Below are 26,155 nucleotides of genomic sequence, written 5' to 3' on the forward strand. Positions count from 1 at the left end.
TGGCGTTTTCGCTGAATCTTTGGTAGGCCGTGCGGGATTCGAACCTGCGACCAACGGATTAAAAGTCCGCTGCTCTACCAGCTGAGCTAACGACCCGAAGAAGGCAAGATTATAGCCGGACTCTTGCAAATGTCCAAGAACTTCCTGCGCACGCGTGCAAAAAGCCTCAGGTTTCGACGTGCTTGTCTTCCTCCTGGGCTTCTTTCATGGCTTCCGGCTCGAGCTTTTCGGCATCCACGTTCGACCGGATGAACATGCCCCAGCTGATCAGGAGCACCGCGGCCGCCACGCCGATCGAGGCCACGTGCGGCAACAGTTCAGGCTGCGTGTGCAGGAACTGGAACACGCCGATCAGGCATTCGACGCCTAGCGACACCACCACCACGATCAGGAAACGCGACAGGAAACGCCGCACCCGCGTCGGCGCGCTGACGTGCACCGCGCGCTGCACCTCTTCCTCCAGCACGGTCTGCCCCAGTTCGAGCGCCGCCACGGCGATGGTCAGCAAGCCCACGCATTCCAGGATGAGTTTGAAGCGCTCCTGCACCGTCTGCTCGCCGGAGGGTGTCAGCGCGGCCCAGATCTCCATCCCGGCAAGCACGATCAGGGCAAAGCTGCAGATGAAGAAGAGCAGGGCAACGATGACGTAGCCGATGGAACTGATGCGATGCAGGAATTTCACGGAATACCTCACTGGTCATGGTTGGAGGCAGCGTAGCAGCGATTCCTGCCCGACTCTGTTCGGCAGTGCACTTCGGAATGCACTCACGGATGTTGTCGAAATGATTCAGTTGGCGAACGTCATGATCGGGCGCAAGCGCCTGTAGGGGCGGCACTTGTATCGTGGCAACGCCCGTCCTGTTCGGGCCACCCCAATATTGTCGCCGCATAAGGAGCCCGTTCATCCATGACTAGTGCGCTGGTTCGACAGGTCACCGATGCCTTGCAAGAGTTTTCGAGTAGCACCAGGCTGTACGAATTGTCGTTCCTCGATCCAGCCTGCGGTTCGGGCGGCATACTGGTCGAGGCCTTCGCCGCCATCGAGGCGCTGCAGGAACCGGGCTGGCGCGATGTGATCGTCCTGTCGACCAGTGCCCATCTCGACCCGGCGACGCTGCTGGGACAGCCTGCCGCGCTCGACATCACTCTGGCGAACGGTGGCCGCGAGCGTTTCTCCGGCGAGATCAACGAAGTGGCGATGCTCGGCAGCGACGGCGGCCTGGCGCGCTACCGGCTGCGCATCGTCCCCTGGATCTGGCGCCTGGGGCAGGTGCGCAACAGCCGGGTATGGCAAGACCGCAGCGTGATCGAAATCGTCGACGCCGTCTTTGCCGCGTATCAGCCGCTGGCGCGCTGGCGCTGGAGCGACGACACCGCTGCTTGCACGGGACAGGCGTTGCTACGCAGCTATTGCTGCCAGTACCGAGAAACCGACCTCGACTTCGTCCAGCGCCTGCTGGCGGAAGAGGGCCTCGGCTGGCGTTGCGAGCAGGGCGCAGACGGTGTGGCCGTGGTCCTGTTTGCCGACAGCACCAGCCTTGGCGCCGTGCCCGACGACACCAGCAGCCCGGTCCGCTATCACGGTGTGCGTTCGGTCGAGGCCAGCGACACGGTCCAGGCCTTGAGCGCACGGCGCCGCCTGCACGCCTCGCTCACGACCGTATTAAGCTACGACTACAAGGCCAAGGGCGCCGTCGCCGCGAGCTCGCCCGCCCGGCTGGCGCAGGGCAAGAACTTGCCCATGCTCGAATCCTACGATGTGCCCGGCCAGTACGCTTACGCCAACCGCGAGCAGGCCCGGCGTTATGCCGACCTGCGGATGCAGGAACAGGAAGCACGCGCCGCCCTGTGGGAGGGCCGTTCGACGGTGCGCACCCTGCGTGCCGGCACGCGCCTCACGGTCAACGACATGCCGCTCGGCCGCTTGGCGGAAGAAGCGGCGTTCACGGTCTTGCGCGTGGCAAGCGTCGGTGTCAACAACATGCCGCCCGCGGCGCAGCATGCGCTTGCGGAACTGTTCGGGCCGATTCCGGAATTGCTGGAAGAAGCGGCTGGGCGCGACCTTCCCGTGGACTTCGCGCGGGCCATCGTCCAGGCCCGCGAAACCGGCTACGCCAATTGTTTCGACGCCATGCCCGCCGAGCTGCCCTGGCGCCCGGACAGCCGCCAGTGCGCTCGGCCCACCGCGCGCGGCGCCCAAAGCGCAATCGTCATCGGCGCCGACGGCAATGATCAACCACAGGACGCCGACGAACTCCATTGCGACCGCCTGGGCCGGGTACGCATCCGCTACCACTGGCAGGACAGCGGACAGGCCAGCTGCTGGGTACGCGTGGCACAGCGCGCGGCCGGCGGCGGCATGGGCAGCCAGTTCCTGCCGCGCATCGGCCAGGAAGTGCTGGTGCAATTTCTCGAAAACGACATCGACCGCCCAATCGTCATCGGCGCCCTGTACAACGGCCAGGGGGAGGGCGGTATTGCCCCGACGCCGGGCGGCCAGCGCACTGCCGACCCCGCATCGCCTTTCGTCCAGGCCCACGACCACGCGCCATCCGGACAGGCCAACCTGGCCGGTGGCAATAGCCCCGTCTGGCACGGCGCGTCGGCTGATAACGCGGGCCACCGCAACGGCGCCGCCCAGTGGGGTATCCGCAGCAAGGAATTCGGCGGCGCCGGCTACAACCAGCTGCTGTTCGACGACACGGACGGCCAGGGACGCGTCCAGTTGCGCTGCACCCATGCCTCGACCGAGCTCAACCTCGGCCACCTGATCCACGCCGCCGACAACTACCGCGGCAGCTTCCGCGGCCTGGGCGCGGAATTGCGGACCGACGCCTACGGCGCCGTCAGGGCGGGAGCGGGCCTGCTCATCACGATCTACAAGATCCAGCACAGCGCCGCGGCGCGCGACGCGGCCGGCGAGGTCGCCGGTGCGCTCGCTCTGTTAAAGCAGGCAACGCAATGGGCGGACACCTTCAGTACGGCCGCGCAGACGCACCAGACAGTGGCGTTTTCCAGTCACCTCGGCGCCGGCAAGTCCAACGCCAGCGTTCTCGATGAAAAATCCGCGCCGCTCAAGGCCATGCTCGCGAGCGCATCCGGAGCGTCGGGCAAGGACAGCTTTGGCGCCGCCGATGCTGGGCTTCCACATTTCAGCGATCCCCTCATTGCCATCGCCGCGCAGGACGGTTTCGCCGCGAATGCCGGGCAGAGCCTGCAACTGGCGAACGGCGAAACGGTGACCGTCATGAGCGGGCAGGACACGCAATTTGTCACCGGCGGCCAGATGCGGGTTCATTCCGGGCAGGCGATCGGCATGCTGGGCGGTGCCGTAAAAGTTGGCGAGGACGGGCTCGGGCTGCACCTGATCACAGCGAAGGACGCCATCGATATTCAGGCCCAGGCCGACGAACTGAAGGTGCAGGCACGCGATGAGATCAATGTCGTCAGCGCGAACGCGCATATCGACTGGGCAGCGGCGAAGCGGATCAGGTTATCGACGGCTGGTGGGGCGAATATCACGATCGAGGGAGGGAATATTACGGTGCAGTGTCCGGGGAAGATCAGGGTGCATGCGGGGAAGAAGAGTTTTACGGGGCCCGTCAAACTGGTCTACGACCTGCCTGCGCTGCCGAACAGTATCTGCGTCGCCTGCTTGAAGAAATCGCTGGAAGCAGGCCCCGCATTCACGATGGTGGAATGACATGCTGATCGATGCCTTTCATTATGACGTATTCGATGAGCTCGATCAGCGCGCAGATGAGCTGATCGATTCAAACAAGCTGTATCTGCTGATTGACGGTGCATTTGTTCCAGGTTTGCACAAAATGCTTGCCGCCGAGTGCAAATCCCTGTTGTTTGCCTCTCTTCCAGCTTGCAGCGACGAAGCGGCCGATGCGTCGCCATTCCTGACGCCTTACGTCCCGTCCGACAAACGGATGCGGTCGCTTCTGCATCGCTGCATCGGATGGCCCATGCTGAGCCTGATTGAAACATCCGAATCGCTGGCACAGTTGTCCGAGCGCTTGTCTGCATGGTGTGTCATCGAGGCCGACAGGCAACGCTTCAATTTCCGCTTTGCCGATACGCGGCGTCTGCCCGCGATTATCCGAACCCTCGAGCCAGCACAACGCATGCAGTTCCTTGGTCCTGTTGCGCGCTGGTCATATGTCAATCGAAATGGCTGCTGGGATGAATTCGATGTTGAAGGCGCCATGGCACAGCCCGCTATCAATCCTGTCTTGAATGACGGTCAGTTTGCCACCCTTGTCGATGACAGCAGGGTAGACGAGCTGCTCGTACTGCTCGGGGATCGAGGGTGCGAGGTAGGTACGCATCCTTCTATCAGCCATGCGCGGATGGTAGCCGCTCTACAAACTGCGATCTCGGCAGAGCTGGCTGATGACAGCCTTCTCTCATGGTGCATTTGGTATTGGCAATACGCCGAAAATCAGCCCGACGGCATTGCAGGAGCGGCGTTCGAGATATGGAAAACAAGTTACCTTTTTGAGGAGCAGTAATGACTCGGTCGTTTTGGCTGCCGGTACTCCTACTCGGTGCATCTCTTTTGTCTGCCTGCGGAGAATCCACAGTTAGCGTCAGTCTGCATGGAGTCAACTACACCGTGGAACCGTTCACTTACATGGTCATGAATCCGGCGAAGCCCGATCAAATCGTCGGCGGAGAGCACATCGATTCCTTCAGCGCAGGCGGTACGACATGCTGCGCGACGCTGCCGCGCAAATGGCGGCCTGGGACCAAGCTTCACATTCGCACGATCCACTGGCTGAAACAGCTGCCCGACGGCAGTCTGCCTGAGATTAAGCAAGCGCATGTTGTCGAGGTGCCGAAGTATGTTGACGGCAAACCGGGCGAACTTTGGGTCTTGCGTAACGCGGACGGGAGTATCGGGGTCGTTTCTAGCGATTTTCAGCCAGATCACGCGCAATGGCCAGGAAAAGTAAAAGGCTGGCCAGTGCCGTCGATTGAATACCAGCGCGAGAAATGGGAGGTATATCGAAAACATGAAGAAATCTTCGTAAGACTCTACGTTTCTCTCTTGGACGATTTAGGGGTGAATCCTCAAAAGCATGCCGAATTTTTTTGGGCTGAGTCAAAAAAGAGCGCTCCCTCAGATCTAGAAGGATTTGAAGGTCCACATGATCAGAAATATCTTGATTCTTTGCGTAAAGAATACGATGAGGGGCTTGAGAATAGTCTTAGATCATGGAAAACTATTATGGATCAAAAGGCATGAGTGCTAAGTTATCAATGCCGGTTGGGGTGGAGTTTAGTAAGGCTATCGATCTTGAAAATTTTTTTAGTAGCATACAAAAGAAGATAATCGGTAAGGAATTTGAATCTAGAGAGCAACCAATAATCGGGGTGCCAGGAAAATCGTGCGAAACCAATCTTTTCTTCGGCTTCTTTTTTGATGGAACCAAGAACAACTATGTTCAAGCAGACGCTATAAAAAATCATTCCAACGTCGCCCGACTATATGATTGCTTTCCAGGCTTGAGCGTGCCTGGTGTGCTACCTACTTCTACTGACTGGCAGCACAAGCCCGAGCGGTACACACACTTTTTCAAGGTCTACATACCTGGTGTATCTTCACCATTTGCCCAGGTCGGCGATACAGGTGCTGGACTCGATGAAGCCACAGGTGGCGCTTCGGGGGCACTTGGTGAGCGCCGAATTATCTGGGCACTCCTACAGGCGATCAACAATATTCACCGATACTTCCTGAAAACACCACTGATCACGCAAGCTGAGATAGATTGCTTAATTCGGCGTATTTTTCTCAACAAGTATGCGAGAGCGATGATGACTAATCCGGGAGCCGCCTACAATGGGGTAGGAGGTAACTCAACCAACATCCGTGCGCGGCAAGAATTCAAAAAAATCCTACTCAAGCTTAAGAGCGCCATTGCTCAGCACAGGCCAGATCCTAAAACTGGAAAGCCTGCAAAAGTTGATCCAGCTGTTGTCAAAACAATCTATGTGTCGATATTCGGTTTTTCGCGGGGGGCGACACAGGCGCGGGTCTTCACAAATTGGCTCCAATCCTTGTGCAAGCTCGATGCCGAAGTTCATGAGCGTCGAGGGCAGATGTCGCTGGGCGGCTTTGATGTTGTCTTCGATTTTCTTGGGGTATTCGACACAGTTGCTTCAGTGGGTCTCGGTAATACGATGGGCAGTAATATGGCATTAGCCTTCCTTGATGGTCACGGCGCATGGGCAGATGCCGAGGATAGCCTAAGAATTCCGGCGGGCCTTAAATGTCTGCATCTTGTTGCTGCACATGAAGCGCGACGCAGCTTTCCGGTCGATTCCATTTCGGTTAACGGGAATCTGCCGGCGGGTAGTGAGGAGATCGTTGTTCCGGGTGTGCATTCGGATATCGGTTGCGGCTATAGTCCATGTCAACAGGGAAAAGGAACTGATGCGAATGGCGACGATATGCTGTCTCGGATTCCCCTACTAATGATGTATAAAGCAGCACGCATGAACGGCGTTCCGCTAAAACTCGAGACGGCGAACGCCATCGCAAAGAATCGCTTTGCACTGAAAGCCACGACAATCGAAGCGTTCAACGCTTACATCTCAACGTGCCAGATTACGCAAGGATCAATCCATCAGATCATGCGCGAACAAGCGCGCAAGCAGATGGAGTGGCGTTTGATGCGTCGCGTCACGCAAAAGACACCACTGCAGCAAACAGCGAGCTTTCTGCGCGCCTCGAAGCTTGACCAAAGTGATCTGCAAGGCGCTGCACAAGAATTTGAAGAAGAAATTGCCGCGTTTATTCGCTGGCGCAAAGAGAAAGGCCCTACGTTCCGCCCGGCCCAGCAAAAAATGGGTTTCGATAACGAGCACCTGGCAGAGTGGGAGGAGATTGCCAGATGGTGGCAAGAGTCGCCACGACCGCCGGACGCAGTGGTCTCCTTTTTTGACAACTATGTGCACGATTCGCGCGCTGCATTCAAGATTGCAGGGGCACGAGAACCATTTATGGGTGGCAAAGCAGGATACTTGCGTTTTCGGAAGGTATATGGGGGGGAGGATGCGGTTCTGCTCTCGGCGAATTCCACCAATGATCCCGATAGGCTGGCCGGCTGAGAGTCAAAACAAAAAAGGCGCCATGATCAATCATGACGCCTTCATTGCTGCTACTAAATTCGTGGTAGGCCGTGCGGGATTCGAACCTGCGACCAACGGATTAAAAGTCCGCTGCTCTACCAGCTGAGCTAACGACCCGAAAGAGGCAGCATTATAGCCGGTGATTCGCGTTTGCGCTAGTGCCAACTAGCAGCAAGCTAAGCAGCCGACAGCGCCGCCGTCACTTTCAGCACTTCCTCGGCCGTCGTCGCGCCCTCGATGATCTTCATCGCACCCGCGATCCGCAGCGGCTTCATGCCATCCTGCACGCTCTGCTGCCGCAGACCGGCCAGGTCGACGGACTCGCCGATCAGGCGGGTAAAGGCCTCCGATACCGTCAGCAACTCGTACAGCCCAGTTCTGCCACGGTAACCCGTCTGGCGGCATTCGGGACAACCGATTGGACGATAGACTGTCGCCGGCTTCGGCAAGTTCCAGCTTCCGCCCAGGCTTTGCCAGACGTCGTCGCCCAGCTCGCCGTCGGGCGCCTTGCAGTCCGGGCATAGGGTGCGGACCAGGCGCTGGGCCATCACGCCGATCAGGGTCGCTTCCAGCAGGTAATCGGGCACGCCCAGTTCGAGCAAGCGCATCACGGCCGAGGGCGCGTCGTTGGTGTGCAGGGTAGACAGCACCAGGTGGCCCGTCAGTGCGGCCTGGATCGCCATCTCGGCTGTCGCCAGGTCGCGGATCTCGCCGACCATGATGATGTCGGGGTCTTGGCGCATGAGCGCGCGCACACCGTCGGCAAAGGACAGGTCGATGCCGGGCTGGACCTGCATCTGGTTGAAGGACGCTTCGACCATCTCGATCGGGTCCTCGACCGTGCAAACATTCACTTCGTTGGTCGCCAGCGCTTTCAGTGTCGTGTACAGCGTCGTCGTCTTGCCGGAGCCGGTCGGTCCGGTGACGAGGATGATGCCGTGCGGGCGGTTCGTCAGTGCGTCCCAGCGCGCGGCGTCGTCGGGTGGGAAGCCGAGTTCCGGCAGGGTCTTGACGACGACTTCGGGATCGAAAATCCGCATCACCAGCTTTTCGCCGAAGGCGGTCGGCATGGTCGACAGGCGCAGCTCGACTTCCTGGCCGGCGGCGGTGCGGGTCTTGATGCGGCCGTCCTGCGGGCGGCGCTTTTCGATGACGTCCATCCGGCCCAGCAGCTTGATGCGCGCCGTCATCGCCAGCATCACGGCGGCCGGCACCTGGTACACCTGGTGCAGCACGCCGTCGATGCGGAAGCGGATGACCGCGATCTCGCGCTTCGGTTCCAGGTGGATGTCCGACGCCCGCTGCTCGAAGGCGTAGCCCCACAGCCAGTCGACGATGTTGACGATGTGCTGGTCGTTGGCGTCGAACTGTTTATTCGCCTTGCCCAGTTCGACCAGCTGCTCGAAGTTGTTGCGTAACGCCAGGTCCTGGGCATTGGTCTTGTTGGCGTCACGAATCGATTTCGCCAGGCTGAAGAACTGGGAAATGTATTGCGCGATGTCGAGGGGATTGGCCAGCACCAGCTCGATGCGGCGGCGCGCGACCTTGGCGATCTCGGCTTCCCACTCGGTTGCAAACGGGTCGGCGGTGGCCACCGTCAGCGTCGTCGCGCTGATGTCGACCGGCAGGATGTTGAAACGCGCCGCGTAGCTGGCCGACATCACGTCCGCTACCTTGGTGAAATCGATTTTTAAAGGATCGATGCGGATGAAGGGCAGGCCGACCTTGGCGGCGCACCATTCGCTCAGCACGTCCAGCGTCAGCAGGCGGTGCGGCGGCTGCTGCGAGACCAGCTTGCACTGGGCCACGCTGGTCAGCGGGTGCATCGAGCCCGCCGCATTCTTGAGAATGCCCTGGGCCTGGGCGAAATGCGCCTTGACCTTGTCCTTTTCGACGATACCGTCGGCCAGCAGCCACGAAAAAATGGTTTGCAGGTCGAGCCGGCGCGGGCGCGCCGGGGGGCGGGGGAGGGAAGCGGGCTGGGGTGCGTTGGCGTTCATGTTCCCTCGTCGTTCAGTTTATCGCGCTGACTGGATGCCCTTGACCCACGATTTCGCCGGCAGTTTCGTTGCCGCGACAATGGCGGCCGCACGGGCGGCCAGGGCGGCGTCGTCGAGTGTGGGCCGGGTCTTGAAGCACAGGGCGACGACGTTCCCATCGTGCACCTCGGGCAGGCAGATCACGTGGTCGAAGGCGAAGTTCATCGCCTTGATGTTCTTGTTGTAGCTCGGGTGGTCGCCGAACAGGTTGACCGTCATGACGCCCTGCTCGGTCAGGCAGTCGTTACACGCGGCATAGAACTCGGGGGTATCGAGGACCGGGCCGCGCGCGGTGGCGTCGTACAAATCGCACTGCAGCACGTCGAAGACGCCGTGGTTGGCCGGGTCTTCGACGAAGTCGAGGGCATCCATCTCCAGGATTTGCAGGCGCTCGTCGCGCGGCGGCAGCTTGAACATCGTGTCGCAGATGGCGATCACCGAGGGATTCAGTTCGACGGCGGTTACTTGCGCCTCCGGAAACTGGCGATAGCAATATTTGGTGAGCGTGGCCGAACCCAGGCCGAGTTGTGCGATCTGACGAGGAGACTCGATGAACAGCATCCAGGCCATCATCTGCTGCGCGTATTCGAGTTCCGGCCAGTCCGGCTTCCGGATGCGCATGGCGCCTTGCACCCATTCGGTGCCGAAATGGAGATAGCGCACACCGTCCTGTTCGGACAGCGTCACGGGAGCGAATTTGGGTTTGCGCGCGGGGCGGCGCGAGGATTCGGCTTGTTCGATGGACTTGCGTTTGATAAGCATAGGGCGACCTGGTTGAATCGTCCTATTATCAGGTGCGGGGTTCCCGCTGCGCAAGCGCAACGGGAAGAGGTCGGCGTGGAGAAGGAGGGGGCGTCCTCCGCGCCGATGGCAAGCTTACAAATTAATACTGGTCCGGTTCCACCGACACGCGCAGGCGGATACGGTTGCCCGGGTCGCGCTGCATGAAGGCGGTCTCGGTCCGGCCGCGGTATTCGTAGGTCACGTCGTAGCCGGTGGTGCGCTGCTCGAAAGCGTCGACGGTGCGGCACTGGCGCACGGCTTGTTCCTGCACGCCGTTGTAATCCTGGCGGCCGTTGTTTTCGACACGGTCGCCGACCATGGCGCCGGCAATGGCGCCGGCGGCGGCTGCCGCGACTTTACCGTTGCCGCTGCCGACCTGGCTGCCGAGCAGGGCGCCGGCGATGCCGCCGACCACCGAGCCGCCGGTGCCGCGCTGCTGCTGGACCGGTACTTGCTGGTATTCGGTACGGCATTCCTGGCGCGGCTGGCGGATTTGCTCGACGCGTGGCTGTACGCGCACCACGCGGCCGAAGTCTTCGAATTCGGCTGCCTGGGCCAGCGGCAGTGCGCACAGACCCAGGGCGGAAATCATCAGTTTGGTTTGCATGTTCATCAGGAACCTCGTCGTTGGTGCTGCATAGTAAGGATTCACGTCCACCCATGTATGTTAATCCCGGCGCGCCTGCAATAACGATCTGTGTGGCAACAAAATGTAACAGCGATGCATATACCTCAGCGCTACCGACAGAATGGCAAAACACGCGAAACAGCCCCGATTCGGCCTCGATTCCGCCCCAAAAGCGGCATTTTCTTTCAAATTTACGGCGTAAGGACACATTCGGGTTGCTTCGGCTACCACAAAACGTTACCCTTACACACTCAGGGTTATTGGCGCGTGGCAACGATTTAGGAGAACAGCGTTACCGACCAGGCGCGCATGGTGAGCGGCCCGGCGATTCGAACCACACACCAGGTCGACTTGAGGGAAAAATGAGTATGTTGATGAGAGTGCCGTCCAATCTTGTGCAGTCGATTCGTGCCTATCGTGTGCCCGAGCTGCAGGAAGAAGCGGCGCGACTGGGCCACCATTTCCTGTACGCGCATTGCGCGAACACGCTGACCAAGCAACAGGTGTGTGCCCGCATCGGCGAAAACTTCTATTTCACCAAGCCCTGCAGCAAGAACTTCGACGCCCTGCGTAACTGCCTGACCAATACCGTTTCCGAGGCGGGCGCCCAGCCGGGCTTCCTCGTCGTGCTGGAGCAATTGCCAAACACTCAGAAATTCGACAAGGAAGCGCGCGAGACCCTGCTCGACGTGTTTCGCGACGCGGCCGAATTCTGGGCCGAGAAGAAAGTTCCGTTCCGCGTATTCTATTCCTTCGAGTAAGGCCTTCCAGCCTCCCGGGGCCGCGGCCGCCACAGGGGCTTGCGGTACAATGCGCGCTATGAAAAACATCGTCATCCTCATTTCCGGCCGCGGCAGCAATATGGAAGCGGTCGTGCGCGCCGCGCAAGTTGAGGGGTGGCCGGCCCGAATCGCGGCAGTCATCAGCAACCGGCCCGATGCGGCGGGCCTGGCGTTCGCGCAGGCACGCGGCATCCCGACTGCCGTCGTGCCGAGCAAGGAATTCGCCAGCCGCGAGGCATTCGATGCAGCCTTGCAGCAGGAGATCGACCGTCACGCGCCCGACCTGGTCGTGCTGGCCGGCTTCATGCGGATCCTGACCCCAGGTTTCGTCGAACATTACGCCGGGCGCATGCTGAACATCCACCCGTCGCTGCTGCCGGCCTTCCCGGGCTTGGCGACGCACCGGCAGGCGCTCGAGGGCGGCGTGCTCGAGCATGGCGCGACCGTGCATTTCGTCACTGCCGAGCTCGATCACGGTCCGGTCGTGGCGCAGGCGCGGGTTCCCGTGCTGCCGGGCGACACCGAGGACACGCTCGCCGCGCGCGTGCTTGCCGAGGAACACAAGCTCTACCCACATGCCGTGCGCCTCTTCGTCGAGGACCGGCTCAGTATCGAACATGGCAACGTACGCATCCTGGATGCGCGCCTTGCCGATCCCATTAGTAATTAATTCGTAGTTCGTAGTCATTCAAGGATTTTCATGAGATTGCCACCAGCAATTCTCGGCAGCACCGAAGAGGTGCTGCGCGAGATCTTGCGCTTTACGGCCCCGGCCGACGTCACCCTGTCGCGTTATTTCAAGGACCATCAACGTCTCGGTTCGCGCGAGCGCGGCGTCGTTGCCGAAGCGGTGTATGCCGTGTTGCGCAACAAAACCTTCTTCACCGAATTCGGCGGCACCGGCGGCACGCCTTCGATGCGCCGCCTGGCCCTGCTGGGCCTGGCCGAAACGGTCGGCATCGACGCCCTGAGCGGCCTGCACGAGGACGAAACCGAATTCCTCACTCGCATGCAGCAAATCGACCGCAGCCTGCTGCCGCCGCTGGCGCAGGCGAACATGCCGCAGTGGCTGTTCGATAAGCTGGTGGCCCAGTTCGGCGAGCAGGAAGCGAAGGAATTGTCGGCCGTGCTGAACACGCCGGCGCCGCTCGACCTGCGCGTGAATTCGATCAAGGCGAATCGCGACGAGGTCATCGCCAAGCTGGCGGAAGCGCCGATCGCCGCCGAGCCGACTCCGTATTCGCCCCTCGGCCTGCGCATCAAGAAGAAGCCGGCACTGCAGAACCTGCCGCTGTTCAAAGAAGGCGCGATCGAGGTGCAGGACGAGGGCAGCCAGGTGCTGGCGCAGATCCTGGCCGCGCGCCGCGGCGAGATGGTGGTCGACTTTTGCGCCGGTGCCGGCGGCAAGACCCTGGCCCTGGGCGCGACGATGCGCAATACCGGCCGCCTGTACGCCTTCGATGTCTCGGAAAAACGCCTCGGCAAGCTCAAACCGCGCCTGGCGCGCAGCGGCCTGTCGAACGTGCACCCGGTCCTGATCGCGCACGAACGCGATGCGAAGATCAAGCGCCTGGCCGGCAAGATCGACCGCGTGCTGGTCGACGCTCCATGCTCGGGCCTCGGCACCCTGCGCCGCAATCCGGACGTCAAATGGCGCCAGCCGCAAAGCGCCGTGGCGGAGATGCAGGAAAAACAGGCGTCGATCCTGGACGGCGCCGCGCGCCTCCTGAAGGGCGGCGGCCGCCTGGTCTACGCCACCTGCTCGCTGCTGAACGAAGAGAACGACTTCATCGTCGAGCAATTCCTGGCTTCGCATCCGGACTTCGAACTGGTGCCGATGAGCAAGGTGCTGGCCGAGCAGAAGATCGATCTCGAGATGGACCGCTACCTCAAACTGTTGCCGCACAAGCACAACACCGACGGCTTCTTCGCCGCCGTGCTGGAGCGTAAGGCAATGGCCGCGAAAAAGCCGAAGGCCGACGCTGCCGACACTGACGATACCGAAGCGTAATTGAGGAGCCGCAGCCCGATGCCGATCACCGACCTGCTGCAGGACCTGCTGGAAGACATCAGCAATCCCCGCATCCTGTGGCAGGCGTTGGCCATCGTCGGCGCGGTGCTCGTCGGCCTGCTGCTGGCGCGCCTGATCCGGCGCAGCTGGCTGCATGAAGACGATTCCCAGAATGCGATCCGCCGCATCGGCGTGGAAGGCTTCGGCCGCGTGCTGGCACCGCTGCTGATCGCGGCCCTGGTCTGGGGCGCGAAGATCGCGTTGCAGAAGCATCAAAGCGTGCACCTGCTGCGCGTGGCCTTGCCGCTGTTCACCTCGATGGCGCTGATCCGTATCGTGTTCTACCTGCTGCGCCGGGTGTTCGCGCGTCATGGTCCCCTGGGTACGGCGCTGCAGACCTTCGAGAAGATCCTGGCGCTGGTGGTCTGGCTCGGCGTCGCCCTCTACCTGACCGGCATGTGGCCGGACATCGTCCAGTTCCTCGACAGTAAAGTGCTGCCGATCGGCAAACACAAGGCGACCCTGCTGGACATCCTGCAGGGGGCCGTGTCGGTCGTCGTGCTGATGATGCTGGCCCTGTGGGCCGGTGCGGCCATCGAGGAACGCCTGATGGGCCTGCAGGGGATGCACACCTCCTCGCGCGTGGTTCTGGCGCGCGTGGCGCGGGCGCTGCTGATCCTGGTCTCGGTACTGGTCAGCCTGAACCTGGTCGGTCTCGACCTGACCGTGCTGTCGGTGTTCGGCGGCGCCCTCGGCGTCGGTCTCGGTCTCGGCATGCAAAGGATCGCAAGTAACTACGTGTCCGGCTTCATCATCCTGCTGGAGCGCAGCCTGTCGATCGGCGATCCGATCACGGTCGACAAATACTCCGGCCGGGTGGCGCGCATCAACACCCGTACCACGGTCCTGCAGGCGCTTGACGGTACGCAAACCCTGCTGCCGAACGAAATGCTCATCACGGGCGTGGTGCTGAACCAGGCCGCCACCAACAAGGCGGTGCGCCTGACTACGCGCATCACGGTGGCCTACGACAGCGACCTGGACGAAGTCATGAACCTGCTGGTGCGCCAGGCGGACAATGTCGAGCGCGTGATCGCGGACCCGGCACCATCGGTCCAGCTGAATGCTTTCGGACCGGCCGGCTATGAGTTGGAACTGGGCTTTTCGATCATTGATGCCGAGAAGGGTACGGGCGGCGTGATCTCGGCCGTGAACAAGAATATCTATTCTCTTGTTCATTCGGGCAGCATCCGTTTGGGCTTGCCGCCACAAATCCCCCAGGTTTGATGCACATCTGCCATGAATGTGGCGCACATTTCGCATTTCGACGCAATTTAGCTGCGTTCGTCATGCCGTGCGTCACTGGAAGTGCGTAAAATGCGTGCTTGGCGATCCGGGCCATTCCGGCCCGTCCCTGACGACCCTCTCCCAGAAAAGACGGCGTGCACCAGACAGCAATTACTCTTGGAGCCTTAATGAGCTTTAGCAACATCCTGCATTCCGTCCTGGAATTCCTGAATACCGGCCTCATCGGCCTGAGCGGCTGGGAAGTCGTTCTGTACACCCTGGTCGTGACCCACATCACGATCGCCAGCGTCACGATTTACCTGCACCGCCACCAGGCTCACCGCGCACTTGAACTGCATGCGATCCCGAGCCACTTCTTCCGCTTCTGGCTGTGGCTAACCACGGGCCAGGTCACGAAGGAATGGGCCGCCATCCACCGCAAGCACCACGCGAAATGCGATACCGAGGAAGATCCGCACAGCCCGGTGACCCGCGGCATCAAGAAAGTGCTGCTGGAAGGCGCGGAACTGTACCGTGCCGAAAGCAAGAACCTGGAAACGATGGCGAAGTACGGCCACGGCACCCCGGACGACTGGATCGAGCGCAACCTGTACACCAAGTACAGCTGGTTCGGCGTCGCCGCGCTGCTGGTGATTAACTTCGTCCTGTTCGGCGTCATCGGCATCACCATCTGGGCGATCCAGATGCTGTGGATTCCGATCACGGCGGCCGGCATCATCAATGGCCTGGGCCACTGGTGGGGCTACCGCAACTACGATTGCAGCGATGCGGCGACCAACGTCTTCCCATGGGGCATCCTGATCGGTGGCGAAGAACTGCATAACAACCACCACACTCATGCCACCTCGGCCAAGCTGTCGAGCAAGTGGTATGAAGTCGACCTCGGCTGGGCCTACATCCGCGGCCTGGAAATGCTGGGCCTGGCGAAAGTGAAGAAAGTCGCACCGGAGCCGAAGTTCGCCAAGGGAAAAACCGTGGCCGACCTCGACACCCTGCAGTCGGTCATTACCAACCGCTACGATGTGATGGCCAAGTATGCCAAGTCGGTCAAGCATGCCTTCCGCGAAGAGCTGGAACACCTGAAGGACAAGGCCCAGCTGGAAAAGCGCTTCCTCAAGTCCTCGCGCAAGCTGCTGCAGCGCGAGCCGGGCAAGCTGGATCTGGCGCACAAGCAGCAGCTGATCGAGCTGTTCAAGCACAGCAAGGCGCTGGAAACCATGCACCAGATGCGCGTGGAGCTGGGCGCGATCTGGGAGCGTTCGCACTCGACCCGCGACCAGCTGCTGCACCAGTTGCAGGACTGGTGCGCCCGCGCCGAAGCCTCGGGCATCAAGTCACTGCAGGATTTCTCGCTGCGCCTGCGTAGCTACGCATAAGCGCTACTGCGCTGTAATGAACAACGGCTCCTGCGGGAGCCGTTGTTATTTTCAGAGCCGCTTCAGCTGGGCGATGCGCTGGCGCGTCAGCAGGGCCTTGACGGTGAGCGCATCGGTGGGCAGGCCGGCCGTGGCCAGAAACGGTTCCCAGGCATCGCGATACGCCAGCCAGGCACGTTCCGCATCGCGCACATCCGCGCGCTTTACCGTCGAGCCGCGAATCCGTTCCGGATGGGTGTCCTGTTCCGATGGAAGCGCCAGCACCTTCTGGTATGCATCGTTCAGCTCGCGGTCCAGCTTAGCGAACTGGGCCGGACTGGCAACGGGAAGCTTGCCGCCGGCGGCCTTGAACAGGGTGTCCAGGAACTCTTCGGCCCGGCGGCCGCTGTGCCGGAAGGTGAAGCCGGCGCCGCCCGTGCCCGTCATGTCCACTTCGCCGGCCGACTTTCGCGTGAATGCGGCGGCGGCTTCGCGCAGACGCGCGAAGGCTGGCCGGGCGCGGGGCGGTAAGCCGGCAGCGAAGCGGTCCAGGCGTGCGGCGCGGACACGCTCGGCGCGGGTCTGGCTGATGGCGGCGCACACCCCGCCCATGCGTCCGCTCGTGATGTGGTCGCACAGATCGAAAGCCTGGCCGTCGGAGGCGGCGGCAGGGGAGGCCAGGTAGCCGACCCGTATTTCCATTTCGGCCTTTGCGCTGTCGAGTTTGCAGGCATGATAGACCGCACGCTCGAGGTCGCGCGCGACGCCGTAGCCGTTTGCGTACAGCATCATCAGGACGGCGTCGTCGCCCGTCGCTTCGGCGCAGTCGTGCACCTCGCGCCACTCGGCGCTCGAGGTGCTTTCCTGGTCCCGTTTCCGGTAATACAGGTCAGTCGCATCGCAGCGCAGCTTGCCAAGTATAGGGGAGGGGGGAGGCGCAGCCCGCAGTGCGCGCATGCAGTTCTGGTACCAGTCCTCGCTCTTCTCGAAATCGATGCCGAAGCCCTCAGTATTTGGGTAGGGAACGGCCGGCTGGGCCGCATGCGTGGCGCCGGCCCACGTCAAGAGGGCGGCCAGGGCAGCGGAGCGAAGGACGTGAGGGCGTCGCATGGCGGGGGGGGGGTTGTCGGGTTACGAACCCCTCCACTATACCCATTCAGGATTGCTAAAAATGCACCAATTGTCACACATGGTGCATAACGGACACATAAACAAAAAAGCCGCACACTTGCGTGGGCGGCTTTTCTTGTACAGCAACCGGACCAATTACTTGATCTTGGTTTCCTTGTACGGAACGTGCTTGCGAGCTTTCGGGTCGAACTTGATGATTTCCATCTTCGCCGGCATCGTGCGCTTGTTCTTGGTGGTGGTGTAGAAGTGACCGGTACCTGCGGTCGATTCCAGCTTGATTTTGTCGCGGCCAGTTTTTGCCATGATAGCTCCCTAATTAGACTTTTTCGCCACGAGCGCGCATGTCGGCCAGAACGGCGTCGATGCCCAGCTTGTCGATGACGCGCAGGCCGGCGTTGGACAAACGCAGCGAGACCCAGCGGTTTTCGGATTCCACGTAGATGCGACGGTTCTGCAGGTTCGGCAGGAAACGACGCTTGGTTTTGTTGTTAGCGTGGGAGACGTTGTTGCCAACCATCACACCCTTGCCGGTAACTTGGCAGACACGTGCCATAGTGCACTCCTTAAAGATAAACTTCCGAATTCGGAAAAACGAGAGTATAGCGTGAAAACCATCGCGGAATCAATCACTTGCGAAAAACAATTGTGTCTTTCTCATGCGGTTAAATTTAACAATTGTAAAATCGCGGCTAGCGCCTTGTTTTGACGCAGTTAATTGAACGATGGCGCTAGAGCTGGCCGTGCTCGGCAAACGAGTGCACCTGTGTTCCCGCCACCACAAAATGGTCGAGCACGCGTACGTCGACCAGGGCCAGGGCCTGCGCCAGGGCGCGCGTGAGCTGCAGGTCGGCCTCGCTCGGTTCGGGAATGCCGGACGGATGGTTATGCGCCAGCATCACGCCCGAGGCATTGCGGCGCAACGCCGCCATCACGACTTCGCGCGGATAGACGCTGGTGTGGGTGAGGGTGCCTTTGAACATTTCCTGGGCGTCGATCAGGCGATTTTTCACGTCGACGAACAGGACCACAAAGGATTCATAGGCCTGCAAGCCGAACTTGGCGCGCAAATAGGCTTTCACGGTGTCAGGCGAACACAGGGCCTGGCGAAAGAATTCTTCCGAGATCGCGCGGCGCGACAATTCCATGACGGCCTGCAACTGCGCATATTTCGCCAGGCCGAGGCCGTGCACTTGAGAGAATTCCTGGGGTGTCGCGTGCAGCAGGCGCTGCAGCGAGCCGAAGTGATCGAGCATGTGGCTGCCGAGTTCGACAGCGCTGCGCCCGCGCACGCCGACGCGCAGAAAAATGGACAGCAATTCGGCGTTCGACAAGGCCGCCGATCCTTCGCGCGCCAGCCGTTCGCGCGGCCGGTGCTGTTCCGGCCAGTCGTTGATGCCCATAGCGCTCCATGAGAATGAATGAGGGAGAGCCGATTATCGGCATCCGGGCGGATGCGGTTCTGATCTGCCGCTGAGGTGCGGCAGGGAAGCGCTCAGGACTTCGTGTCCCTGGCGGCGCCTTCGAAGCTCACCGGCCGCGCCGCGCCGCCCTTGCGCCGGATGACGACGGTGCCGGCCAGCTTGTCGTGCCAACCCTGTTTCCTGGGATCGAAGGCGACCCAGATCAGGCCGAGTCCGAGCGGGATGGTCGAGACGTAGTAGCCGAGATAGCGCCCGATCGACTGGCCGGTCGTCGGCTTGGCGCCGGTGCGGGCGTCGACGACCCGGGCCCCGACCGCCATCTTGCCGGGCGTCGCGCCGCGCGCGACCCAGAAGGCGATCACGGCGACCGCGGGCAGCACATAGGAAATCAGGAAGTCGGCCGGCCCCAGGAGAAATTGTTCGCTCTCCCAATAGCCTTCGCCGTACACCAGCCTCAGCAGTGGCAGCGTCAGGCAAATCGTCAGGACCGTATCGATCAGGGCGGCGCCGACGCGCGCCCAGAAACCGGCATATTCGTATTCTGCTTCGTCGACCACCGTCATGCTCAATATGCTCCAGTCAGCGCGGCCGGAATGGCCGCGACCCACGGTAGCATCACGGCGCGCCGCGTGCAATGGATGCGCTGTTCAAGCTTCGCTGTTCAGGCCTCGCTGTTCAGGCTTGAATAGCGCTGCTCACCTCGGCCGCGGTACGGCGCGCATCCTCGACGCCCAATACGATGCGATTCCACTTTTCGTTGGCCAATTCGATCACGACCGGATGGGTGTTGGGACCGATGAAGACGAACTGCCGGTCGCCATCCTTGTAAAAGGTGCCGGCATGCAGGATGCCCGGCAGTCCGGTTCCCGGCGCGCGCAAGCCCAGTTCGCGGCCGCGGAAACCCTCATCCTCGCTCGCGCCGCGCACGTTCGCCAGCGGAATGCGAATGCTGCGCTGGAGCGAAGCCACCGCCTCCCAGGCCTTCAGGTGCACCACCAGTTCGTCCTTCGTCAATTCCAGTACAGGCATGGCCTTCCTTTCAGTCGAGATGTGCAAGCAGGCGCGCGCCCAGCAGCTGCGCGGTGTCGGTGCCGGATTCGAGGATCGCCTGGCGGCAGAGGGCGGCAATCGGCGCATCCTCGGAAGCCAGTTCCTTCAAGGCGACGATCAGGAGATCGACCGCGGCCGGCCTGTCCGTCCAGCCCGGGGCGAGTGCGGCCGCCAGCACCTTTTCGAACAGATTGCGTTTCGAGCCGAAGGCTTTATACAGGCTGCCGCGCTGCAGGCCGGTGGCGGTCAACAGATCGTCGATCGAAGCGCCGTTGTAACCCAGGCCTGCAAACAATTGCGCGGCCTGGGCGAGGACGGTGTCTTCTTCGAAATTCCGGGGACGGGCCATGTGATCGGTTCCAGCGTAGTGTTGACGAACCCATTCTGCCGATTCTGGAACGGGTGGTCAATAACTATTTTGGAACGATCGGTAAATAATTTTGAACGGCGCAGGCGTACTGCGTTCAGGCCACAGGGCCGGTCATTGGCGTGTCGAAGCGTACCGGTTCCGAGCTGCCCGCCTTGCGCTGAACGACGACCGTTCCGGCGAGCTTGTCGTGCCAGCCCTGTTTCCGCGAATCGAAAACGATCCAGAGAAAACCGAGGCACAGCGGCAGCGCCGACACGATATACGAAACATAGCGGATCACGAATTGCTTCGTACTTGGCTTGGCGCCGGTTTGGGCGTCGACGATGGTGGCGGCAACGGCCATTTTTCCCGGCGTCTTCGATTTCTGGATCCAGAACGACAGAATCAAGGCCGGCGGCAAGCCGTAGGAGATCAGTGCCTGCATCGGCCCCCAATAGGCATTCGGGTCGTCCATGTAGCTCAGGCCATACGCCATGAGCAACAGAGCAAAACTCAGCACAGCAATGAGAACGGTGTCGAGAAAATAGGCGCCGACGCGGCGCCAAAAGCCAGCGTAGATCAGTTCGGATTCCGGATGTGCCATCGTTCACTCCTCAGTAGTGGGGGATTGCTTGCGGGAAATCCGAACAACATTAGCACTTGGCAGGCTGGGCGCGCTGTTGAATAACGCATGCCTGTTCAAATGTTTGCTTGACATCATAGGCGATGCGCGGGTGCGACACTCGGGCGGGAACGGACACAAGGCTTTACAATAGCGGTTTGCCCGCTCTACGAAAAACGCGAACACCATGTCCAACGCTTCTCCTGCTGTCGTCACCGAATCGGCTTACCTGACCCTGCATTACCGCCTTGCCGGCGCGGACGGCACCGACATCGTCACCACCTTCGGCACCAACCCGGCCACACTGATGCTGGGCCAGGGGCAGCTCGCGCCCTTTCTTGAAGAGCGCCTGCTCGGCATGCTTGAGGGCGAGCACAAGACGTTCACCTTGACGGCGCTTGACGCTTTCGGCGAGCGTAATCCGGAACTGATCCAGTGGGTCTCGCGCCAGACCCTGGAGGAAAATTCGGTCCCCGACGCCGACTACAAGGCGGGCGACCTGGTCGACTTCGCCGCGCCCGGCGGCGGCCGCTTTGCCGGCATGTTGCGCGAAATGGGCGAGGACGCGGCGCTGTTCGATTTCAACCATCCGCTCGCCGGCCAGGATCTGCAGTTCGAAGTGAAACTGATTTCGGTCCTGTAACAGGAATATTATGGAAAACGTGGAAAACGAGATTCTTCTTGCCCAGCCGCGCGGCTTCTGCGCCGGCGTCGACCGTGCCATCGAGATCGTCGAGCGCGCCCTGCAGCAGTTCGGCGCGCCCATCTACGTGCGCCACGAGATCGTCCATAACAAGTATGTCGTGGAAGACCTGCGCAACAAGGGCGCGATCTTCATCGAGAACCTCGACGATGTCCCGGCCGGCAACACGCTGGTGTTCTCGGCCCACGGCGTCTCGAAGGCCGTGCGTGCGGAAGCCGATTCGCGCGGCCTGAAGATCTTCGACGCCACCTGCCCGCTGGTCACCAAGGTGCACGTCGAGGTGTCGAAGATGCGCAAGCAGGGCGCCGAAATCGTCATGATCGGCCATGACGGCCATCCGGAAGTCGAAGGCACGATGGGCCAGGCGGAAGAGGGCATGCACCTGGTCGAGACCGTCGAGGACGTGGCGACCCTGCAGGTGGCGAACCCGGACAACCTCGCCTACGTCTCGCAGACCACGCTGTCGGTCGACGACACGGCCGAAATCATCGCGGCGTTGAAGGCACGTTTCCCGAACATCATGGAGCCGAAGAAGGGCGACATCTGCTACGCCACCACCAACCGCCAGGAAGCCGTGAAATTCATGGCGCCGCAGGTGGAAGTGGTGATCGTGGTCGGCAGCCCGAACAGCTCGAACTCGAACCGCCTGCGCGAGCTGGCCGACAAGCTGGGCACCCCGGCCTACATGGTCGACCAGGCCGAGCTGATCAATCCGGAATGGATCGCCGGCAAGAAGCGCATCGGGCTCACTGCCGGCGCCTCGGCCCCGGAAGTGCTGGTGCAGGCCGTCATCGACCGCCTGAAGCAACTGGGGGCGGCCAGCGTGCGTGCGCTCGAAGGCGTGGAAGAGAACGTCACCTTCCCGCTGCCGAAGGGGCTGGATGGCGCCAAGGCTGAGGTGGCATAGGTTTTGCAAGGTTTTCGATAACGCAGTTGTCAGGCCAATTTTCCGTTGTTAGTTTCTCAAAAAGCTCGCTATGATGGCGACGCTCGGAATTTTTGTCGTGGCAACTGTTTTTCCTGCTGACGGCAGCTGTGTCAGGCCAATGAGCGGCACTTCGGGATTCTCGGGGTGCCGTTTTTGTTATCGAAATCTAGAGGTGCGGAAACGATGGAGACTTTTGTCCAGCAGATACTCAACGGGCTGGTGCTAGGCAGCATGTATGCACTGGTCGCGCTTGGGTACACGATGGTCTACGGGGTGCTGAACCTCATCAATTTCGCCCACGGCGACGTGCTGATGATCGGCGCCATGGTCGGCCTGTCGATCCTGCAGCTGCTTGAAGCTTATTTCCCTGGCCTACCGGGCTTCGTCCAGCTGGCCGTCGCCATTCTCGGTGCGATTCCCGTGGCGATGCTGGTCAACGTCCTGATCGAACGCGTCGCCTACCGCCGCCTGCGCAATGCGCCGCGCCTGGCCCCCCTGATTACCGCGATCGGCGTCTCGATCCTGCTGCAGACCTTCGTCATGGCCATGCCCTGGTGGGGCCGCAGCCCGCTGCCGTTCCCGCAATTGCTGTCCTCCGATCCGATCATGGTCGGCGGCGCCATGATTTCGCAAACCCAGGTCTTGCTGCTGGTGCTGGCCTCCCTCGCCATGGTGGGGCTGGTGTTGCTGGTCGAACGCACCAAAATGGGGCGTGCGATGCGCGCCGTGGCCGAGAATCCGCGCGTCGCGGGGCTGATGGGTGTCGATTCGAACAGCGTGATCGTCGCCACCTTCGCCATCGGCGCCGCGCTGGCGGCCGTGGCCGGCGTCATGTGGGGCGCGAACTATGCCTCGATCACGTTCACGATGGGTGTGCTGCCTGGACTGAAAGCCTTCTGCGCGGCGGTGCTGGGCGGGATCGGCAATATCTACGGCGCCATGATCGGCGGCCTTCTGCTCGGCATCATCGAGGCGCTCGGCGCCGGCTATATCGGCGACCTGACCGGGGGCTTCCTCGGCAGCCATTACCAGGACATCTTCGCCTTCGTGGTGCTGATCCTGGTGCTCACCCTGCGTCCGTCCGGCATCATGGGCGAGCGCGTAGCCGACCGCGCATAAGGAGTCGGACATGGCCTTCCTTACCTTCGACGTCCACCACAACAAGCGCCAGGCCTATGTCACGATGGGCCTGCTGCTGGCCGTGATGCTGGCGTTTCCCTTCTTTGCCGCCCAGTACGGCAATTCCTGGGTGCGCATTATCGACATCGCGCTCCTGTATATCATGCTGGCGCTGGGCCTGAACATCGTGGTCGGCTTTGCCGGCCTGCTCGATCTCGGCTACATCGCCTTCTTCGCCGTCGGCGCCTACCTGACCGGACTGTTTTCCTCGCCGCAGTTCGCGGCCCTGCTGGAATCGGTGGTGAACTACCACCCGGCGATCGGCGAGTCGCTCGTCGCCCTGTTCGGCCCGGAGATTCAGCAGAACGGCATCCACCTGTCGGTGTGGGCGATCGTGCCGCTGGCCGGTCTCGTTGCAGCCCTGTTCGGCGCGCTGCTCGGTGCGCCGACGCTCAAATTGCGCGGCGACTACCTGGCCATCGTCACGCTCGGCTTCGGCGAGATCATCCGCATCTTCATGAACAACCTGAACGACCCGATCAATTTCACGAACGGGCCGCAGGGCATCAACATGATCGATCCGATCCGCATCTTCGGCGTGTCGCTGGCCGGCGAAGCGGGTTCGCAATCGACGGTCTATATCGGCAGCTACGGCATGCCCTCGGTGAACGCCTATTATTTCCTGTTCCTGTTCCTGTGCATCGCGACCATCTTCGTGACCAGCCGCCTCCAGCATTCGCGCCTGGGCCGCGCCTGGGTCGCGATCCGCGAAGACGAGATCGCAGCCAAGGCGATGGGCATCAACACGCGCAACGTGAAACTGCTGGCCTTCTCGATGGGCGCCTCCTTTGGCGGCGTGGCCGGTGCGATGTTCGGCGCCTTCCAGGGCTTTGTTTCTCCGGAATCGTTCTCGCTGACCGAATCGATCGCGGTCCTGGCGATGGTGGTGCTGGGCGGGATCGGCCACATCCCGGGCGTGGTGCTGGGCGGCGTGCTGCTGGCGGCGCTGCCGGAAGTGCTGCGCCACGTGGTCGAGCCGGCGCAGATGGCGATGTTCGGCAAGGTGATCATCGAAGCCGAGGTGCTGCGCCAGCTGCTGTATGGCCTGGCGTTGGTCGCCATCATGCTGGTGCGTCCGGCCGGCCTGTGGCCGTCGCCGAACAAGGAAGACCGGCCCAACGTGGCGAATGCGCGCGAAGAAGAACAGGAGGCGGCGGCCGTCTGAGGCGCCGGATACCCCATGAGCGAATTTCTCTTGAATATTGCGGGCGTGAATAAACGCTTCGGCGGCCTGCAGGCCCTGACCGACGTCGGCATCCAGATTCGTCCCGGCCAGGTCTATGGCCTGATCGGCCCGAACGGCGCCGGCAAGACCACCTTCTTCAACGTCATCACCGGCCTTTACCAGCCGGACAGCGGCAAGTTCGAACTCGGCGGCAAACCGTATTCGCCCTCGGCCCCGCATGCGGTGGCCAAGGCGGGCATCGCGCGCACCTTCCAGAACATCCGCCTGTTCGGCGAGATGACGGCGCTGGAAAACGTGATGGTCGGGCGCCACGTGCGCTCGAAGCAGGGCGTGTTCGGCGCGATCTTCCGCCACAAGGCGGCGCGCGAGGAAGAGGCGGCGATCCGCGCCCGGGCCCAGGAATTGCTGGACTTCGTCGGCATCGGGCAGTTTGCCAAGCGCACGGCCAAATACCTGTCCTACGGCGACCAGCGCCGCCTGGAAATCGCACGCGCCCTGGCCACCGATCCGCAGCTGCTGGCGCTGGACGAACCGGCGGCCGGCATGAACGCCACCGAAAAGCTGGCGCTGCGCGAGCTGCTGGTGAAGATCAAGAACGAAGGCAAGACCGTGCTCCTGATCGAACACGACGTGAAACTGATGATGGGCCTGTGCGACCGCATTACCGTGCTCGAGTACGGCAAGCGCATTGCCGAAGGCGTCCCGGCCGACATCCAGAAGGATCCGGCGGTGATCGCGGCCTACCTGGGAGGTGCGCACTGATGAGCGACAACGTATTGAGAATCAGCGGCCTGAAAGTCGCTTACGGCGGCATCAAGGCGGTCAAGGGCATCGACCTCGAGGTCAACAAGGGCGAACTGGTCACCCTGATCGGCGCCAATGGCGCCGGCAAGACCACGACCCTGAAGGCGATCACTGGCACCCTGCCGGCCTGCAAGGTCGAGGGGACGATGTCTTATCTCGGCCAGCCCCTGACGGGCACGCAATCCTTCCGCCTGGTGCAGCAGAAGCTGGCCATGGTGCCGGAAGGGCGGGGCGTGTTCACCCGCATGTCGATCCACGAAAACCTGCTGATGGGCGCTTATACGCGCGACGACAAGGCGGGGATCGAGGCCGACATCGAGAAATGGTTCGGCGTCTTCCCGCGCCTGAAGGAGCGCTCCAGCCAGCTGGCCGGCACCCTGTCCGGCGGCGAGCAGCAGATGCTGGCGATGGCGCGCGCCCTGATGTGCCACCCGACCCTGCTGCTGCTGGACGAACCCTCGATGGGCCTGGCGCCGATCATGGTCGAGAAGATTTTCGAGGTCATTCGCGACGTGTCGCAGCAGGGCATCACGATCCTGCTGGTCGAACAGAACGCGAAGCTGGCGCTGCAGGCCGCGCATCGCGGGTATGTGATGGATTCCGGCGCGATCACGATGACTGGGAACGCGCAGGCGATGTTGAACGATCCGCGGGTGCAGGCGGCGTATTTGGGTGAGTAAGCCGGCGCCGGATTGCATGCGGTGAAAACGCGCGGGCATGCCCGCCCTACGGT

Annotated in this window: 27 protein-coding genes and 2 tRNA genes; 15 read left to right on the forward strand and 14 right to left on the reverse strand. The window is 61.7% G+C overall.

Annotated elements, in window-relative coordinates; genetic code table 11:
• Window positions 1-20 precede the first annotated feature (20 nt).
• Window positions 21-96, reverse strand: a tRNA-Lys gene (locus C2862_RS04895).
• A 70-nt stretch (window positions 97-166) separates the two neighbouring features.
• Window positions 167-682 carry a hypothetical protein gene (locus C2862_RS04900; protein ID WP_229467294.1) on the reverse strand — a complete coding sequence of 172 codons (516 nt, stop codon included), beginning with the start codon at window positions 680-682 and terminating at the stop codon, window positions 167-169.
• 225 nt (window positions 683-907) lie between these two features.
• Here C2862_RS04900 and C2862_RS04905 point away from each other — a divergent pair, with 225 nt between their 5' ends.
• The 4 genes from C2862_RS04905 to C2862_RS04920 are packed head-to-tail and all read left to right on the forward strand — an operon-like array spanning window position 908 to window position 7,122.
• Window positions 908-3,703 (forward strand): type VI secretion system Vgr family protein, encoded by a 2,796-nt coding sequence (locus tag C2862_RS04905; protein WP_136218986.1) that lies wholly within the window; start codon window positions 908-910, stop codon window positions 3,701-3,703.
• A gap of 1 nt (window position 3,704) precedes the next feature.
• Window positions 3,705-4,520 carry a DUF4123 domain-containing protein gene (locus tag C2862_RS04910; protein WP_136218987.1) on the forward strand — a complete coding sequence of 272 codons (816 nt, stop codon included), beginning with the start codon at window positions 3,705-3,707 and terminating at the stop codon, window positions 4,518-4,520.
• A complete protein-coding gene (locus tag C2862_RS04915; RefSeq protein WP_136218988.1) occupies window positions 4,520-5,257 on the forward strand; it encodes a DUF3304 domain-containing protein in 738 nt (245 codons plus the stop codon). Before C2862_RS04910 ends, C2862_RS04915 begins: the two co-directional genes overlap by 1 nt.
• Complete coding sequence (locus C2862_RS04920) at window positions 5,227-7,122, forward strand: DUF2235 domain-containing protein (protein WP_136218989.1); 1,896 nt, start codon at window positions 5,227-5,229, stop codon at window positions 7,120-7,122. The genes C2862_RS04915 and C2862_RS04920 overlap by 31 nt, the downstream gene beginning before the upstream one ends.
• A 62-nt stretch (window positions 7,123-7,184) precedes the next feature.
• Here C2862_RS04920 and C2862_RS04925 read toward each other — a convergent pair.
• The 4 genes from C2862_RS04925 to C2862_RS04940 all read right to left on the reverse strand — a co-directional run bounded on the left by C2862_RS04925 (window position 7,185) and on the right by C2862_RS04940 (window position 10,578).
• Window positions 7,185-7,260, reverse strand: a tRNA-Lys gene (locus C2862_RS04925).
• Window positions 7,261-7,319: 59 nt separating this feature from the next.
• Window positions 7,320-9,143: a GspE/PulE family protein gene (locus C2862_RS04930; protein ID WP_136218990.1), complete on the reverse strand. Its 1,824-nt coding sequence runs from the start codon at window positions 9,141-9,143 to the stop codon at window positions 7,320-7,322.
• A gap of 18 nt (window positions 9,144-9,161) precedes the next feature.
• Complete coding sequence (locus tag C2862_RS04935; RefSeq protein WP_136218991.1) at window positions 9,162-9,944, reverse strand: spermidine synthase; 783 nt, start codon at window positions 9,942-9,944, stop codon at window positions 9,162-9,164.
• A gap of 121 nt (window positions 9,945-10,065) precedes the next feature.
• Entirely contained in the window at window positions 10,066-10,578 is a 513-nt protein-coding gene (locus C2862_RS04940) for a glycine zipper 2TM domain-containing protein (RefSeq protein ID WP_136218992.1), read from the reverse strand.
• A gap of 377 nt (window positions 10,579-10,955) precedes the next feature.
• Between C2862_RS04940 and C2862_RS04945 the strand changes: the two genes are divergently transcribed.
• From C2862_RS04945 to C2862_RS04965, 5 genes are all read left to right on the forward strand, one after another.
• Window positions 10,956-11,354, forward strand: coding sequence for a barstar family protein (locus C2862_RS04945; RefSeq protein WP_136218993.1), 399 nt, complete (start codon window positions 10,956-10,958; stop codon window positions 11,352-11,354).
• A 58-nt stretch (window positions 11,355-11,412) separates the two neighbouring features.
• The gene (gene purN / locus C2862_RS04950; protein ID WP_136218994.1) at window positions 11,413-12,045 is read left to right on the forward strand and encodes a phosphoribosylglycinamide formyltransferase; all 633 of its coding nucleotides are present in this window, start codon (window positions 11,413-11,415) and stop codon (window positions 12,043-12,045) included.
• Window positions 12,046-12,075: 30 nt separating this feature from the next.
• Entirely contained in the window at window positions 12,076-13,386 is a 1,311-nt protein-coding gene (locus C2862_RS04955; protein WP_136218995.1) for an RsmB/NOP family class I SAM-dependent RNA methyltransferase, read from the forward strand.
• Window positions 13,387-13,404: 18 nt separating this feature from the next.
• A complete protein-coding gene (locus tag C2862_RS04960; protein ID WP_136218996.1) occupies window positions 13,405-14,673 on the forward strand; it encodes a mechanosensitive ion channel family protein in 1,269 nt (422 codons plus the stop codon).
• 188 nt (window positions 14,674-14,861) lie between these two features.
• A complete protein-coding gene (locus C2862_RS04965; RefSeq protein ID WP_136218997.1) occupies window positions 14,862-16,070 on the forward strand; it encodes a fatty acid desaturase in 1,209 nt (402 codons plus the stop codon).
• Between the two features lie 51 nt (window positions 16,071-16,121).
• Here C2862_RS04965 and C2862_RS04970 read toward each other — a convergent pair whose 3' ends face one another.
• The 8 genes from C2862_RS04970 to C2862_RS05005 all read right to left on the reverse strand — a co-directional run bounded on the left by C2862_RS04970 (window position 16,122) and on the right by C2862_RS05005 (window position 20,604).
• On the reverse strand, window positions 16,122-17,159 hold the full coding sequence (locus C2862_RS04970) for a lysozyme inhibitor LprI family protein (protein ID WP_136218998.1): 1,038 nt from the start codon (window positions 17,157-17,159) through the stop codon (window positions 16,122-16,124).
• A 156-nt stretch (window positions 17,160-17,315) separates the two neighbouring features.
• On the reverse strand, window positions 17,316-17,486 hold the full coding sequence (gene rpmG, locus C2862_RS04975; protein WP_182991897.1) for a 50S ribosomal protein L33: 171 nt from the start codon (window positions 17,484-17,486) through the stop codon (window positions 17,316-17,318).
• A gap of 10 nt (window positions 17,487-17,496) precedes the next feature.
• On the reverse strand, window positions 17,497-17,733 hold the full coding sequence (gene rpmB, locus C2862_RS04980) for a 50S ribosomal protein L28 (RefSeq protein WP_005665737.1): 237 nt from the start codon (window positions 17,731-17,733) through the stop codon (window positions 17,497-17,499).
• A 175-nt stretch (window positions 17,734-17,908) separates the two neighbouring features.
• Window positions 17,909-18,580: a DNA repair protein RadC gene (gene radC, locus C2862_RS04985; protein WP_136219000.1), complete on the reverse strand. Its 672-nt coding sequence runs from the start codon at window positions 18,578-18,580 to the stop codon at window positions 17,909-17,911.
• Between the two features lie 92 nt (window positions 18,581-18,672).
• Window positions 18,673-19,164, reverse strand: coding sequence for an RDD family protein (locus C2862_RS04990; protein ID WP_136219001.1), 492 nt, complete (start codon window positions 19,162-19,164; stop codon window positions 18,673-18,675).
• A 112-nt stretch (window positions 19,165-19,276) separates the two neighbouring features.
• Complete coding sequence (locus tag C2862_RS04995; protein WP_136219002.1) at window positions 19,277-19,630, reverse strand: hypothetical protein; 354 nt, start codon at window positions 19,628-19,630, stop codon at window positions 19,277-19,279.
• Window positions 19,631-19,640: 10 nt separating this feature from the next.
• The gene (locus C2862_RS26005) at window positions 19,641-20,000 is read right to left on the reverse strand and encodes a TetR/AcrR family transcriptional regulator (protein ID WP_136219003.1); all 360 of its coding nucleotides are present in this window, start codon (window positions 19,998-20,000) and stop codon (window positions 19,641-19,643) included.
• A 115-nt stretch (window positions 20,001-20,115) separates the two neighbouring features.
• On the reverse strand, window positions 20,116-20,604 hold the full coding sequence (locus C2862_RS05005) for an RDD family protein (RefSeq protein ID WP_136219004.1): 489 nt from the start codon (window positions 20,602-20,604) through the stop codon (window positions 20,116-20,118).
• A 205-nt stretch (window positions 20,605-20,809) separates the two neighbouring features.
• On the opposite strand from C2862_RS05005, the gene C2862_RS05010 reads away from it, so the two are divergent.
• The 6 genes from C2862_RS05010 (at window position 20,810) to C2862_RS05035 (ending at window position 26,102) form a co-directional block, all read left to right on the forward strand.
• On the forward strand, window positions 20,810-21,265 hold the full coding sequence (locus tag C2862_RS05010) for a peptidylprolyl isomerase (RefSeq protein ID WP_136219005.1): 456 nt from the start codon (window positions 20,810-20,812) through the stop codon (window positions 21,263-21,265).
• Between the two features lie 10 nt (window positions 21,266-21,275).
• Window positions 21,276-22,232: a 4-hydroxy-3-methylbut-2-enyl diphosphate reductase gene (gene ispH / locus C2862_RS05015; RefSeq protein WP_136219006.1), complete on the forward strand. Its 957-nt coding sequence runs from the start codon at window positions 21,276-21,278 to the stop codon at window positions 22,230-22,232.
• 204 nt (window positions 22,233-22,436) lie between these two features.
• Window positions 22,437-23,372, forward strand: a complete 936-nt coding sequence (locus C2862_RS05020; protein WP_136219007.1) for a branched-chain amino acid ABC transporter permease — start codon at window positions 22,437-22,439, stop codon at window positions 23,370-23,372.
• Between the two features lie 10 nt (window positions 23,373-23,382).
• A complete protein-coding gene (locus tag C2862_RS05025; protein WP_136219008.1) occupies window positions 23,383-24,597 on the forward strand; it encodes an ABC transporter ATP-binding protein in 1,215 nt (404 codons plus the stop codon).
• A 15-nt stretch (window positions 24,598-24,612) separates the two neighbouring features.
• Entirely contained in the window at window positions 24,613-25,380 is a 768-nt protein-coding gene (locus C2862_RS05030; protein ID WP_136219009.1) for an ABC transporter ATP-binding protein, read from the forward strand.
• The gene (locus tag C2862_RS05035) at window positions 25,380-26,102 is read left to right on the forward strand and encodes an ABC transporter ATP-binding protein (RefSeq protein WP_136219010.1); all 723 of its coding nucleotides are present in this window, start codon (window positions 25,380-25,382) and stop codon (window positions 26,100-26,102) included. Before C2862_RS05030 ends, C2862_RS05035 begins: the two co-directional genes overlap by 1 nt.
• Window positions 26,103-26,155: the final 53 nt, after the last annotated feature.

Origin of the sequence: Massilia sp. Mn16-1_5, from assembly GCF_004798585.1 — a bacterium.
Lineage (GTDB): Bacteria > Pseudomonadota > Gammaproteobacteria > Burkholderiales > Burkholderiaceae_D > Telluria.

Coding starts and splice junctions, on each gene's coding strand:
- C2862_RS05020 (WP_136219007.1), top strand. CDS start 22,437: ATGGAGACTTTTGTCCAGCAGATACTCAACGGGCTGGTGCTAGGCAGC.
- C2862_RS04905 (WP_136218986.1), top strand. CDS start 908: ATGACTAGTGCGCTGGTTCGACAGGTCACCGATGCCTTGCAAGAGTTT.
- C2862_RS05010 (WP_136219005.1), top strand. CDS start 20,810: ATGTCCAACGCTTCTCCTGCTGTCGTCACCGAATCGGCTTACCTGACC.
- C2862_RS05035 (WP_136219010.1), top strand. CDS start 25,380: ATGAGCGACAACGTATTGAGAATCAGCGGCCTGAAAGTCGCTTACGGC.
- C2862_RS04935 (WP_136218991.1), bottom strand. CDS start 9,944: ATGCTTATCAAACGCAAGTCCATCGAACAAGCCGAATCCTCGCGCCGC.
- C2862_RS04915 (WP_136218988.1), top strand. CDS start 4,520: ATGACTCGGTCGTTTTGGCTGCCGGTACTCCTACTCGGTGCATCTCTT.
- rpmB (WP_005665737.1), bottom strand. CDS start 17,733: ATGGCACGTGTCTGCCAAGTTACCGGCAAGGGTGTGATGGTTGGCAAC.
- C2862_RS04920 (WP_136218989.1), top strand. CDS start 5,227: ATGGAAAACTATTATGGATCAAAAGGCATGAGTGCTAAGTTATCAATG.
- C2862_RS04910 (WP_136218987.1), top strand. CDS start 3,705: ATGCTGATCGATGCCTTTCATTATGACGTATTCGATGAGCTCGATCAG.
- C2862_RS04945 (WP_136218993.1), top strand. CDS start 10,956: ATGAGTATGTTGATGAGAGTGCCGTCCAATCTTGTGCAGTCGATTCGT.
- C2862_RS04970 (WP_136218998.1), bottom strand. CDS start 17,159: ATGCGACGCCCTCACGTCCTTCGCTCCGCTGCCCTGGCCGCCCTCTTG.
- C2862_RS04940 (WP_136218992.1), bottom strand. CDS start 10,578: ATGAACATGCAAACCAAACTGATGATTTCCGCCCTGGGTCTGTGCGCA.
- C2862_RS05005 (WP_136219004.1), bottom strand. CDS start 20,604: ATGGCACATCCGGAATCCGAACTGATCTACGCTGGCTTTTGGCGCCGC.
- C2862_RS04960 (WP_136218996.1), top strand. CDS start 13,405: ATGCCGATCACCGACCTGCTGCAGGACCTGCTGGAAGACATCAGCAAT.
- C2862_RS05025 (WP_136219008.1), top strand. CDS start 23,383: ATGGCCTTCCTTACCTTCGACGTCCACCACAACAAGCGCCAGGCCTAT.
- C2862_RS04930 (WP_136218990.1), bottom strand. CDS start 9,143: ATGAACGCCAACGCACCCCAGCCCGCTTCCCTCCCCCGCCCCCCGGCG.
- C2862_RS04965 (WP_136218997.1), top strand. CDS start 14,862: ATGAGCTTTAGCAACATCCTGCATTCCGTCCTGGAATTCCTGAATACC.
- C2862_RS26005 (WP_136219003.1), bottom strand. CDS start 20,000: ATGGCCCGTCCCCGGAATTTCGAAGAAGACACCGTCCTCGCCCAGGCC.
- radC (WP_136219000.1), bottom strand. CDS start 18,580: ATGGGCATCAACGACTGGCCGGAACAGCACCGGCCGCGCGAACGGCTG.
- C2862_RS04955 (WP_136218995.1), top strand. CDS start 12,076: ATGAGATTGCCACCAGCAATTCTCGGCAGCACCGAAGAGGTGCTGCGC.
- purN (WP_136218994.1), top strand. CDS start 11,413: ATGAAAAACATCGTCATCCTCATTTCCGGCCGCGGCAGCAATATGGAA.
- C2862_RS04990 (WP_136219001.1), bottom strand. CDS start 19,164: ATGACGGTGGTCGACGAAGCAGAATACGAATATGCCGGTTTCTGGGCG.
- ispH (WP_136219006.1), top strand. CDS start 21,276: ATGGAAAACGTGGAAAACGAGATTCTTCTTGCCCAGCCGCGCGGCTTC.
- C2862_RS04995 (WP_136219002.1), bottom strand. CDS start 19,630: ATGCCTGTACTGGAATTGACGAAGGACGAACTGGTGGTGCACCTGAAG.
- C2862_RS05030 (WP_136219009.1), top strand. CDS start 24,613: ATGAGCGAATTTCTCTTGAATATTGCGGGCGTGAATAAACGCTTCGGC.